Annotated in this window: 9 protein-coding genes; 6 read left to right on the top strand and 3 right to left on the bottom strand. The window is 75.7% G+C overall.

Annotated elements, in window-relative coordinates:
* The first annotated feature begins 22 nt into the window (after positions 1-22).
* Positions 23-1807: a 2-oxoglutarate dehydrogenase, E2 component, dihydrolipoamide succinyltransferase gene (sucB, locus tag OG823_RS25165; protein WP_371482062.1), complete on the top strand. Its 1785-nt coding sequence runs from the start codon at positions 23-25 to the stop codon at positions 1805-1807.
* A gap of 125 nt (positions 1808-1932) precedes the next feature.
* Positions 1933-2448 carry a DUF4240 domain-containing protein gene (locus OG823_RS25160; protein WP_371484645.1) on the top strand — a complete coding sequence of 172 codons (516 nt, stop codon included), beginning with the start codon at positions 1933-1935 and terminating at the stop codon, positions 2446-2448.
* A gap of 113 nt (positions 2449-2561) precedes the next feature.
* On the opposite strand, the gene OG823_RS25155 is transcribed toward OG823_RS25160, so the two are convergent.
* Together OG823_RS25155 and OG823_RS25150 are read right to left on the bottom strand one after the other, a co-directional pair.
* Positions 2562-3683 (bottom strand): DUF2510 domain-containing protein, encoded by a 1122-nt coding sequence (locus OG823_RS25155; protein ID WP_371482060.1) that lies wholly within the window; start codon positions 3681-3683, stop codon positions 2562-2564.
* Positions 3684-3878: 195 nt separating this feature from the next.
* Positions 3879-4385 carry an N-acetyltransferase family protein gene (locus OG823_RS25150; protein WP_371482058.1) on the bottom strand — a complete coding sequence of 169 codons (507 nt, stop codon included), beginning with the start codon at positions 4383-4385 and terminating at the stop codon, positions 3879-3881.
* Positions 4386-4439: 54 nt separating this feature from the next.
* On the opposite strand from OG823_RS25150, the gene OG823_RS25145 reads away from it, so the two are divergent.
* Both OG823_RS25145 and OG823_RS25140 read left to right on the top strand, forming a co-directional pair.
* Complete coding sequence (locus OG823_RS25145; protein WP_371482056.1) at positions 4440-5345, top strand: TIGR01777 family oxidoreductase; 906 nt, start codon at positions 4440-4442, stop codon at positions 5343-5345.
* Between the two features lie 433 nt (positions 5346-5778).
* Entirely contained in the window at positions 5779-7110 is a 1332-nt protein-coding gene (locus OG823_RS25140) for an FAD-dependent oxidoreductase (RefSeq protein WP_371482054.1), read from the top strand.
* Between the two features lie 47 nt (positions 7111-7157).
* On the opposite strand, the gene OG823_RS25135 is transcribed toward OG823_RS25140, so the two are convergent.
* On the bottom strand, positions 7158-9068 hold the full coding sequence (locus tag OG823_RS25135) for a regulator (RefSeq protein WP_371482052.1): 1911 nt from the start codon (positions 9066-9068) through the stop codon (positions 7158-7160).
* Positions 9069-9388: 320 nt separating this feature from the next.
* Between OG823_RS25135 and OG823_RS25130 the strand changes: the two genes are divergently transcribed.
* Both OG823_RS25130 and OG823_RS25125 read left to right on the top strand, forming a co-directional pair.
* The gene (locus OG823_RS25130; protein WP_371482050.1) at positions 9389-10162 is read left to right on the top strand and encodes a 3-hydroxybutyrate dehydrogenase; all 774 of its coding nucleotides are present in this window, start codon (positions 9389-9391) and stop codon (positions 10160-10162) included.
* A 75-nt stretch (positions 10163-10237) separates the two neighbouring features.
* The gene (locus OG823_RS25125) at positions 10238-11620 is read left to right on the top strand and encodes an MFS transporter (RefSeq protein WP_371482048.1); all 1383 of its coding nucleotides are present in this window, start codon (positions 10238-10240) and stop codon (positions 11618-11620) included.
* Positions 11621-11728: the final 108 nt, after the last annotated feature.

Raw genomic sequence — 11728 nt, 5'->3', positions numbered from 1 at the left:
CTTGATAGGAGTCGCTGAAACCATGGCGGTCTCAGTAACACTGCCCGCGCTGGGCGAGAGCGTTTCCGAGGGCACTGTCACCCGTTGGCTGAAGGCCGAGGGTGAGCGGGTCGAGGTCGACGAGCCGCTGCTCGAGGTCTCGACCGACAAGGTCGACACCGAGATCCCCTCGCCGGTCTCCGGCATCCTGGCCTCGATCAAGGTCGCCGAGGACGAGACGGTCGAGGTCGGCACCGAGCTCGCCGTCATCGACGACGGCTCGGGCGCCCCCGCCGCGGCCCCGGCCGCCGAGGCGGCCCCGGCCGCCGAGGCGGCTCCGGCCGCTCCGGCCCCGGTCGCCGAGGCTCCCGCCCCGGTCGCCGCTCCGGCCCCCGTCACCGAGGCCCCGGCCGCGCCGGCCGCCGCCGCGCCCGCCGCCGACGCCACCCCGGTGCTCCTCCCCGCCCTGGGCGAGAGCGTTTCCGAGGGCACCGTCACCCGCTGGCTCAAGGCCGAGGGTGACACCGTCGAGGTCGACGAGCCGCTGCTCGAGGTCTCGACCGACAAGGTCGACACCGAGATCCCCTCGCCGGTCGCCGGCGTGCTGGTGAAGATCCTGGTCGGCGAGGACGAGGTCGCCGAGGTCGGCGCCCAGCTCGCGCTGATCGGCGCCCCCGGTGCGGTTGCCGCCGCCCCGGCCCCGGCCGCCGCTCCCGCCCCGGTCGCCGCCCCCGCCCCCGCCCCCGTCGCCGCCCCGGCCCCGGCTGCTCCGGCACCCGTCGCCGCGGCTCCCGCCCCGGTCGCCGCTCCGGCCCCGGTCGCCGCTCCGGCTCCGGCCGCCGCTCCGGCCCCCGTGGCCGCTCCCGCGCCGGTCGCCGCTCCGGCTCCGGCCGCTCCGGCCCCGGTCGCCGACAGCTCCGACGCGTACGTCACGCCGCTGGTGCGCAAGCTCGCCGCCGAGCAGGGTGTCGCCCTCGGCGACGTCACCGGCACCGGTGTCGGCGGCCGCATCCGCAAGCAGGACGTCATCGCCGCCGCCGAGGCCGCGAAGGTCGTGGCCCCGGCTCCGGCCGCCGCCGCGCCGAAGGCCGCTGCCGCGCCGTCCCCGCTGCGCGGCCAGACCGTGCCGATGACCCGCGTGCGCAAGGCCATCGCCAAGCACATGGTCGACTCGCTCAAGGTGTCGGCCCAGCTGACCACCGTGGTCGAGGTGGACGTCACCCGGATCATGCAGCTGCGCAACAAGGCGAAGAACGGCTTCCTGCAGCGCGAGGGCGTCAAGCTGTCGCCGCTGCCGTTCTTCATCAAGGCCGCCACCGAGGCGCTGAAGGTCCACCCGGTCCTGAACGCCAAGGTCAACGCCGACGACACCATCACCTACCACGACGTCGAGAACATCGGTGTCGCGGTGGACACCGACAAGGGCCTCTTCGTCCCGGTGATCCACGGCGCGGGTGACTTCAACATCGCCGGCATCGCGAAGAAGGTGGCCGACCTGGCCACCCGCACCCGCGACGGCGGCCTGAAGCCGGACGAGCTGGCCGGCGGCACCTTCACGGTGACCAACACCGGCTCGCGCGGTGCGCTGTTCGACACCCCGATCCTCAACCAGCCGCAGGTCGGCATGCTGGGCATCGGTGCCACCGTGCGCCGCCCGGTCGTGATCAACCACCCGGACCTGGGCGAGACCATCGCCGTCCGCGACATGGTCTACCTGGCCCTGTCGTACGACCACCGGATCGTCGACGGCGCCGACGCCGCCCGTTACCTGGGCACCGTCAAGGCCCGTCTGGAAGAGGGCGCCTTCGAGGGCGACCTCGGCCTGTAGGACCGTCAGCGGGGCCGTCCCTCGCTGCCGGAGCACCCGCCCCGTCCTCGGACGGGGCGGGTGCTCCGCGTTTCACACCCCCTTCGCATGCGTTTGCGCGAGTGAACAGGGATGCTGGAGCGGTGATGTACGAGACGGACTTCTGGCAGATCATCGACGAGACCCGGGCCGCCGCCGAAGGCGACCCGGACGAACAGGCCGATCGGCTGGTGGAGCGGCTCGCGGAGCTGACCCCTGACGACGTCATCGACTTCGCCCGGCTGTTCGAGACCCGCTTCCAGCGCGCGTACTGGACCGACCTCTGGGGCGCGGCGCACCTGCTGCTGGACGGTGCCTCCGAGGACGCCTTCGACTACTTCAGATGCTGGCTGATCGGACAGGGCCGCGAGGTCTTCGAGGGCGCCCTGCAGGAGCCCGACGACCTGGCGGACCTGCTGCCCGACTTCGACGAGGAGGAGGACGGCGACGCCGAGGACATCGGCTACGCCGCCGACGAGGCGTACGAGCAGCTGACCGGGCTGCCGCTGCCCGACCTCGGGCTGGAGCAGCCGGCCGGCCCCGAAGGAGCGGCGTTGGACTTCACGGACGCCGGGGCCATGGCGAAGCGCTTTCCCCGGCTCTGGGAGCGCTACGGCGACTAGGCCGTGGAGGGGCGGGCGGCGCCGCCGCGCAGCGCCTGCCGAGGCGGCGAGGGCCGGACCGGTCGGGTCCGGCCCTCGCCGCGTCGGTGGCCGTCACCGGCCGCCCGTCGGTGTCACGCGCCGTTGGCGGCGGCGCTGCCGTCCTGCGCGATGCTCTTGAGGATCTGCTCCAGCGCGGCCGGGCCGGGCGCCTGCGGGTCGTCGTCCACCCCGCCGTGGAAGACCACGTAGCCGCCGTGCTCGGCCGGGACCGCCGCCAGCAGGACGTAGCCGCTGAGCCCGTCCTTGGTCGTCACGTGCCAGCGTGCCGCGTAGCCGGAGACGCCGGCCACGGAGGTGGCGGCGGAGCCGGCGTCGGTGTGCGAGACGAGACCGTCGAAGATCGCCGCGGCGTAGTCGGGCATCGCCGCCTCGGCCGCCGCCCGGGCGGTCGCCCCCTGGACGGCGTCCGTCTTGACCGCGAACTGGCCGCGCACGCAGTCGCCGCCCCCCGGGCAGGTGTAGTGCCCGCTGGTCAGGAAGACCGTCGTGGAGCTGCTCGGGGTCTCCTGCGCCCAGCCCGCCAGGATCGGGACGGTGATGGCGTGCTGGGTGTCCGGAGCGGTACCGGTGACGGCGGCCGGGGCGCTGCTGCGCGGTGACGCCGACGGGCTCGGCCGACGGCTCGGCGAGCCGGAGGGCGTGGCCGGGCCGTCCGACCCGGTGGGGCCGGCCAGCGTCGGACCGGGGTGGGGCGTGGGGTTGTCGCCGCTGTTCAGGGCCAGTGCGGCGGCGATCCCGCCGACCAGCAGGACGGCGACCACGACCCCGATGACCACCGCGTTGTTGTTCCGGCGCGGAGCCGGCGGCCCGGGCTGGTACATCGCGCCCGGCGGGTAGCCGGGCTGTCCCTGGGCCCCCGGGTAGCCGTAGCCGGGCGCACCGCCGGGGGCTCCCCCGGGCGGGTACCCGTAGCCGGGTGCGCCGGCCGGCGGGTAGCCGTAGCCCGCGCCCGGCTGCGGCTCGGCCGGGCCGAAGCCCGGCTGGGGCGGCGCTGGGGCCGGGCTCTGCCAGGCCTGGGTCGGCGCGTCGGCGATCTGCGCGGCGGCGGGCGGGCGGTCCACCGGGGCGGCCGGGGCGGCCGGGCGGACCTCACTGCTCCAGGCGTTGCCGTCCCACCAGCGCTCCTGGGAGGCCGAACCGTCCGGTCCTGGGCCCGGCACGGGGTACCAGCCGGGAGGCGTCGAGTTGCTCACGGCCGTACGCTACCCGGCGCAGGCCGGTCGCAGGCGGGCCCGTCTGTGACAATCCGGCAGCAGTTGTCACGGTTCGGGTGGCGCCGGGGGCGCGGCCCCGGCGCGCGGGCGGGGCGGTCGGGATACGCCCCCGACAGTTCGGCCCGCGGAGCGGGCAGTTCGGCCCGCGGACCGGGCAGTTGCGCGTACGGGGCGTCAGCCGTCGAGCCGGCGTGCCATCCAGACGTCGTCCACGTACCGGCCGTCGATCAGGAACTCCTCGCTCAGCAGGCCCTCCACCCGGAAGCCGCAGCGCTCGTACAGCCGACGGGCGGGCGCGTTGTGGCCGAGCACCCGCAGGGTGATGCGCCGGGCACCCTCGGCGCGGGCGGCGGCGCAGGCCGCCTCCACCAGGGCCCGGCCGATGCCCCGGCCGCGTACGGAGCCGTCCACCGCGAGGCCCTGGATCTGCCGGACGTGCGTGTTCACGGCCAGCGGGGTGGGCGGCACCTGGCGCACGTAGCCGACGACCTGGGCGCCCAGCAGTGCCAGCAGGTACTGCTCCGGCGGGTGCCGCCGGTCGAAGACACCGGTTCCCTCGGCGGGCCGGGGGCCGACATCGCTCAGCACGGACCACTCGGCGCGGTTCAGATCGGCGAGCTGTCGCTCGTCCTGCACGCGTGCCGTACGGATGATCAGATCGTCGTCTCGCATGCGCGACATGCTAGCCAGCCCGGTCACCCCGGCCCAGGGCCTCGCAGCTGCGAGGATGGCGCCATGCGCATCGCTGTCACCGGCTCCACCGGCTTCATCGGCTCCGCCCTCGTCCGATCACTGCTCGCCGACGGGCACGAGGTGGTGCGGCTCGTCCGGCATCGGGGGAGGACCGGACCGCAGGCCGACGGCACCACGGCGATCGGCTGGAACCCGGCTCGGATGCAGATCGACCGGGCCGGCCTGGCCGGTGTGGAGGCCGTCGTGCACCTGGCCGGCGCCGGGGTGGGCGACCACCGCTGGACGGAGGGCTACAAGCGCGAGATCCGGGAGAGCCGGGTGCTCGGCACCGAGACCCTGGCCGCGGCTCTGGCCGAGGCCGAGCGGCCACCGCGGGTGCTGGTCAGCGCCTCGGCCGTGGGCTACTACGGCCAGACCGGCGACCGGTCGATCGACGAGGACGCGCCCGCCGGGGACGACTTCCTGGCCGACGTCTGCGTGGAGTGGGAGGCCGCCGCCCGGCCCGCCGCCGACGCCGGGATCAGGGTCGTCCACCCGCGCACCGGACTGGTGCTCGCCCAGGACGGCGGCGCCGGTGCCCGGCTCTTCCCGCTGTTCAAACTGGGCCTCGGCGGCCGTCTGGGATCGGGCGACCAGTACTGGAGCTACATCTCGCTGGCCGACGAGGTCGCGGCGCTGCGCTTCCTGATCGACCATCGGGACGTCCACGGACCGGTGAACCTGAGCGCGCCCGAGCCGGTGACCAACCGTGAGCTGACGGCGGCGCTCGGCCGGGTGCTCGGGCGGCCGACGCCCTTCCCGGTGCCGGCGGTGGCGCTGAAGGCGGCACTGGGCGAGTTCGCGGTCGAGGTGATCGGCAGTCACCGGGTCCTCCCGACCCGCCTGCTGGAGGCCGGCTTCCGGTTCCGCCACCCGGACGTCGAGTCGGCGCTGCGGGCGGCCCTGTAGGGGCTGCCGGGCCCCCGAGGGCCCGCTCCGGCCTCCGGTGCGCAGCGGATGCGGGGGCCCGGGCCGGACGCCGGGGAGCGGTGGGCGCCGGGGAGCGGTGCGGACGGTGGCGGCGACGGGCGGCGCAGCCGGGCGGTTCGCCCGGTGCGGACGGTGGCGGCGGCCCGGTGCAGGGGGCGCATGGGAGCACAAAACAGGCGCGCCGCACGCCCCCGGTGACCGAGCGCGCCCGTCGGCCCGTCCAGGAGGCGGCCGGGCGCACACTCCGTGACCGTGCCCCGGGCCGTGCCACCGAATCCCGCCGCGTCGGCGGATCCGGCCCGAACCGCCCGTCTGATCTCACCGGTGACGGGGCATCACATGGTCGGACCGTGTCCCGGCACCCCGCTGCCTCTGTCGGCCGAAGCCCCGGGACCAGGGAGGGAGCACGCCAGTGCCCGCATACGACTTCACCCGCCGCGCTCGCCGCACGTCCGACCCCGACGTCGTGGTGGTGGGCGCCGGTCTGGCCGGTCTGGCCGCCGCCCGCCTACTGACCGGCCACGGCCTGAACGTCCAGGTCCTGGAGGCGAGCGACCGGATCGGCGGCCGGATGGCCACGCGCGAGGTGGACGGGTTCCGCCTCGACCACGGCGGCCACCTGCTCAACACCGCCTACCCGGAGCTGCGCCGACGGCTCGACCTGGACCGGCTGGACCTTCGTCCGCTGGCACCGGGCGTCCTGGTGCACGCCGCCGGCCGTCGCCACCGGACCGGCGACCCCCGGCCGGGCGGCACCCGGCAGACCGCCGCCCGCACGCCCTTCGGCAGCCCGCTGGACCGCGCCAGGCTCGGCAACTGGCTGAGCCGGCTGGCCGCCACTTCGACCGGACGGCTGCACGCCAGGCCGGAGACCACCGCGGCCCGCGCGCTGGCCGACCGCGGACTGCCCGCCCGCACGGTGGACGGCGTCCTGCGCCCGCTGCTCGGCGCCCTGCTGAGCGACCCGGCGCTGGGCACCAGCAGCAGGGTCGCCGACCTGGTGCTGCGCTCGTACGCGCGCGGGCGGCTGTGCCTGCCCGCCGGCGGAATCGCCGCCGTACCGGCTCAGTTGGCGGCCGCGCTGCCGACCGGGACCGTCCGGCTCGGGGTGCGGGTCGAGTCGATAGCGGCGGACGGCGTGGAGACCGCCGCCCACGGGCGGATCGGCGCGCAGGCCGTGGTGATCGCCACCGACGCGTCGGCCGCCACCGAACTACTGCCCGGTCTGCGGCTCCCGGGCTTCCATCCGGTCACCACCTACTACCACGCGGCCGACCGACCGCCGCTGGCCGAGCCGGTGCTGCTGCTGGACGGCGACCGGCCCGGCGGGGCCCCGCCCCTGGTCTCGCACTCGCTGGTGCTGAGCGAGCTGCACCCCTCGTACGCCCCCGCCGGGCAGGCCCTGATCGCCACCACCGTGCTGGGCCGCCGCGCCTTCGACCAGGGCGGCCCGGCCGGGCTCGAACCCGCCGTGCGGGCGCGGCTGGCGGAGCTGTACGGCACGGCCACCGCGGGGTGGGAGTTCCTGAGCGTGCGCCACGTACCGGACGCGGTGCCCGCGATGCCGCCGCCGCACAACTTCCGGCGCCCGGTGCGGGTGCTCGCGGGGCTGTACGTCTGCGGCGACCACCGGGACACCGCCGGCGTGCAGGGCGCGCTGGTCTCCGGGCGCCGGGCGGCGCAGTCCGTGCTGCGGGACCTCGGGCTCCCGGCGGCGGGGCGGGAGGCGGAGGTGGCGGCCTAGGGCCCGCACCCCCGGGCGGCCGCCGCGCGGCGGCCGCCCGGGGCCGGTCAGACCACCCCCGCCTGGCGCGCGGCCTCCTCGAAGGCCCGGGCGACCGGACTGCCCCGGTACGGGGTGAGCCGCCGGTGGAAGTCCCGCACGTACTCCAGTGTGCGGGTGGAGCGCATCTCGCCGGCCGCGCGCAGGGCGTCGGTGGCCATCGTGCAGGCCTCGTCCAGATCGCCCATGCCGAGCCGGGCGGTGGCCAGCACCAGCCGGCAGAAGATCCGGCTGCGGGCGTAGGCGGGAGAGCGCAGCCGCAGCGACTTCTCGGCGTGCTGGGCGGCCGGGCGCCACTGCTGGAGGTCGCGGTAGCAGTGCGCGAACTCGTCGGCGAGCTGGGCCTCGTCGAAGAAGCGGGCCCAGGACGGCAGATCGTCGCCCGGGCGGGCGGCGGTGAGGGCCCGCTCGGAGCGCACCAGCGCCGTGGTGCAGGCGCGCACGTCGCCCAGCAGACCGTGGCCGCGGGCCTCCGCGGCGTGCAGCAGCGACTGGACGGCGGCCGGGCCGGAGGTGCCCACGCCCTGCTGCGCGACCCGGGCCAGCTGCACCGCCTCCCGGCCGTGCCCCAGGTGCACCGCCTGCTGGCTCATGGTGACCAGGACGTACCCGCCGAGCACGCGGTCCCCCGCGGCCTGGGAGAGCCGCAGGGCCTGCACGAAGTAGCGCTGGGCCAGGCCGTGCGCGGCGACGTCGAAGGACGTCCAGCCGGCCAGCCGGGTGAGGTCGGCGACCGCCGCGAACAGCGCCCGGCCGATCTGCTCGCCGTAGCGCCCGCGCAGCATCGGCTCGGCCTCGCTCTCCAGGTAGCGCACCAGCGCCTGCCGGGCGTGCCCGCCGCCGTAGGCCTGGTCGAGGGCCCGGAAGAGGTCACCGACGGCCCGCACCGCGGCGATGTCGCCGCGCCCCACCCGTATGGCCGGCCGGGGCTCGCCGGCCTGGTCGGTGGGCGCCGGCTCGACGGCGGTGGGCGGCCGGCGGCTCTGCAGCGGCACCCGGCCGAGGCCGCCCGGTGCGCCCTGACCGCGCTCCGGCGGGCGGACGGATGCCCGGGGCGGCGTCCGGTGCCCCGGCGCGGCGGGCTGGGCGGGCCCCGGCGGGGCGGCGGCCCCGGCCGCACCGCCGGGGCCCGCGCCCGGGCCCGAAGGCGCCGCGTGCGCCGCGTGCGCCGCCCCGGGACCGGCTGCGGCCGGCTCGCGAAGCCCGGGGACGGAGCCGTCCCGGGCCACCCTCTCGTCAGTGCGGCCGATCAGCCAGTCGCGGCTGGGGACGACCAGGCCGGCCGGGGTGAAGGCGATCCGGCGCAGCTCCGACTGCGGGCCGATGTCCTTGCGCCACATGCTGGCGACGATGTCCACCGCCTCCTGCGGCGTCTCGGCGAACTCCAGCCCGGCGTAGACCGGGGCGCAGGCGTCCAGGCCGAGGTCCTGGGCGGTGAGCCGGCGGCCGAGGCGGCGGGTGAAGACCTCGGCGATCAGCGCCGGGGTCGCACCGCGTGGTTGCTGGCCGCGCAGCCAGCGGGTCACCGAGGTCTTGTCGTAGCGCAGGTCGAGGCCGTGCTCCAGACCGAGTTGGTCCACCCGGCGGGCCAGCCCGGCGTGCGAGAAGCCGGCCTCGTCGATCAGCACGGCCAGCCGGCCGTTCTGCGGTCCCGAGGCGGCGGGCACCGCGCCGGTGGCGGCGGCCGGGCCGGTGGCCGTGGCCGCCCCGGGCGGGCCCGGGTCGTGCCCGGAGCCGACCGGGTGGACGGCGGACGGCACGGAGCCGTCGAGCGGGGCGGCGGCGGGCAGCGCCGCGCCGTCGGGCAGGACGGCGGCGACCGGAAGGGCCCGCCCGTCCGGCCCCTGGTGCGGGTCGTGCGGGTCGAGCGGGTCGAGCGGTCCGTACGCCGGGCTGTCTGTTGCAGGCCGTTGGGGCATAGTCAGTCAACACCTCTCGAGCGCCGCACCGGCACAATCCAGTCCCCCGGTGCCTGGGGCGGCGCCCCCTATCGGGAATCGGCGTGAATGTAGCGAGCATTCGGGCGCTATGTGCGGTTCTGGCCCGGCAATCCTCCGAACGGGTGAAGCAACCGCGCCCATTGTGTTGAAGGCGGCCAGGCCGTGGTTTGCGCTCCCGGTGCTCGCCGGGCGCCCTGCCGCCACGGGTGTCCCATGGGGTCCGCCACCATAGCCGGGCCGGACACTGTGGCGACGGGGAACATAGGACTCGGGCCCGGCGATTCCTACCGTTCTCGGCCATGGACACCTCTTCGGACCGACCCCCGGCAATCGGCCTCGCCGGCCGGACCGCCCTGGTCACGGGCGCGGCCTCGGGCATCGGCCGGGCCTGCGCCGAGGCCCTCGCCGAGGCCGGCGCCCGGGTCTACGTCGTCGATGTCGCGGCCGGAGCGGCCAAGGAGCTGGCCGACCGGATCAACGGTGTGGCCTGCGTCGCGGACCTCTCCGACCCGGCCGCGGTGGACGCCCTGCCGGCCGACGCCGACATCGTGGTCAACAACGCCGGCCTCCAGCACGTCGCGCCGCTGCACGAGTTCCCGCCCGAGCGCTTCAGCCTGATCCAGCGGGTCATGGTCGAGGCCCCGTTCCGCATCCTGCGCCGGACCCTGCCGCACATGTACGCCCAGGGCTGGGGACGGGTCGTCAACATCTCCTCGGTGCACGGCCTGCGGGCCAGCGCCTTCAAGTCCGCGTACGTCACCGCCAAGCACGGCCTGGAGGGCCTCAGCAAGACGGTGGCGCTGGAGGGCGCCCCGCACGGGGTCACCAGCAACTGCGTGAACCCGGGCTACGTCCGCACGCCGCTGGTGGAGCGGCAGATCACCGCCCAGGCGCTCGCCCACGGCATCCCCGAGGAGGAGGTGGTCGAGCGGATCATGCTCGACCGCACCGCGGTGAAGCGGCTGATCGAGCCCGCGGAGGTGGCCCAGCTCGCCCTGTGGCTCTGCTCCCCGCACGCCTCGTACATCACCGGCGCCAGCCTGCCCGTGGACGGCGGCTGGACCGCGCACTGACCCGGCGCACCCCGCAGCACGCCACCCCCGCCCCGCCCCCGCACCACCACCCCCTCAGAGAAGACAGGTGGACCCATGGCCAGTTCTCCCGACGCAGCGAGAACCAGCTCTCCCCTCTGGAAGGTCGTCGGCGCAAGCCTGATCGGCACCACGATCGAGTGGTACGACTACTTCCTCTACGGCACCGCCGCGGCGCTCGTCTTCGGCAAGGTGTTCTTCCCGAACAGCGACCCGCTGACCGGCACCCTGCTCGCCTTCCTGACCTACGCCATCGGCTTCGCCGCCCGCCCGCTCGGCGCCCTGGTGTTCGGTCACTTCGGTGACCGGATCGGGCGCAAGAAGCTGCTGGTGGTCAGCCTGCTGCTGATGGGCGGTTCGACCACGCTGATCGGGCTGCTCCCGACGTACCACCAGGTCGGCGTGCTGGCACCGGTCCTGCTCACCACGCTGCGGCTGGTCCAGGGCTTCGCGCTGGGCGGCGAGTGGGGCGGCGCCGTCCTGCTGGTCTCCGAGCACGGCGATCCGAGGCGGCGCGGTTTCTGGGCCTCCTGGCCCCAGGGCGGAGCGCCGGCCGGCAACCTGCTGGCGGCGGGCGTGCTGTCCCTGCTGACGGCCGTCCAGTCGGACGCGACCTTCCTCGCCTGGGGCTGGCGGGTGCCGTTCCTGCTCTCCGCGCTGCTGGTGATGGTCGGCATGTGGATCCGGCTCTCGGTGGACGAGTCGCCGCTGTTCAAGCAGGCGCTGGCGCAGGCCGAGGCACGCCGGGCGGCGCAGCGGACCCCCGAGCAGCCGCCGCTGGTGGCCGTGCTGCGCCACCACTGGCGCGAGGTGCTGGTGGCGATGGGCGCCCGGATGGCGGAGAACATCTCGTACTACGTGATGACCACGTTCGTGCTCGCGTACGCCGTCACCCACGTCCACCTGCCCAAGCAGACCGCGCTGAACGCCGTCCTGGTGGCCTCCGCGATCCAGTTCGCGCTGATCCCGCTCTTCGGGGCGCTGTCCGACCGGGTCGGGCGCAAGCCGGTCTACCTGGTGGGCGCGGTCGGGGTGGGCGTCTGGGCGTTCTTCTTCTTCACCGTGGTGGACGCTCGCTCGTTCGGCTCGCTGCTGGCCGCGGTGACGATCGGTCTGGTCTTCCACAGCGCGATGTACGCCCCGCAGGCGGCGTTCTTCTCCGAGCTGTTCGCGACCCGGATGCGGTACTCGGGCGCGTCCATCGGCGCGCAGTTCGCCTCGGTCGCGGCCGGTGCTCCGGCGCCGCTGATCGCCACCGCGCTGCTCAAGGACTACGGCAGCTCGACCCCGATATCGGTGTACGTGGCGATCGCGGCGGTGATCACCGTCCTCGCGGTGCTCTGCGCCAAGGAGACCCGTGGCCGGGATCTGGCCGAGGTCGAGAGCGATCCGCAGGTCGCCGCCGCCGGCGTGGCGGACGCGAAGACCGTCACGGCCTGAACCGCTCCGCCCTCACGGCGGCAGCCGGCGCCCGGCCCGGGGCGCCGGCTGCCGTCCGTCGCGGGGCGTACCATCGCGCTTGCGCCCCTGTGGCCAGACTCTGCCGAT

Origin of the sequence: Kitasatospora sp. NBC_00315 (genome assembly GCF_041435095.1) — a bacterium.
Classification (GTDB): Bacteria; Actinomycetota; Actinomycetes; order Streptomycetales; family Streptomycetaceae; genus Kitasatospora.
Note: the sequence above shows the minus strand (reverse complement) of the source record. Positions and strands in the feature narration are given on the sequence as shown.

Excerpts from the sequence above, each read along its gene's own strand:
- sucB (WP_371482062.1), top strand. The coding sequence starts at position 23 with ATGGCGGTCTCAGTAACACTGCCCGCGCTGGGCGAGAGCGTTTCCGAG.
- OG823_RS25160 (WP_371484645.1), top strand. The coding sequence starts at position 1,933 with ATGTACGAGACGGACTTCTGGCAGATCATCGACGAGACCCGGGCCGCC.
- OG823_RS25150 (WP_371482058.1), bottom strand. The coding sequence starts at position 4,385 with ATGTCGCGCATGCGAGACGACGATCTGATCATCCGTACGGCACGCGTG.
- OG823_RS25145 (WP_371482056.1), top strand. The coding sequence starts at position 4,440 with ATGCGCATCGCTGTCACCGGCTCCACCGGCTTCATCGGCTCCGCCCTC.
- OG823_RS25135 (WP_371482052.1), bottom strand. The coding sequence starts at position 9,068 with ATGCCCCAACGGCCTGCAACAGACAGCCCGGCGTACGGACCGCTCGAC.
- OG823_RS25130 (WP_371482050.1), top strand. The coding sequence starts at position 9,389 with ATGGACACCTCTTCGGACCGACCCCCGGCAATCGGCCTCGCCGGCCGG.
- OG823_RS25125 (WP_371482048.1), top strand. The coding sequence starts at position 10,238 with ATGGCCAGTTCTCCCGACGCAGCGAGAACCAGCTCTCCCCTCTGGAAG.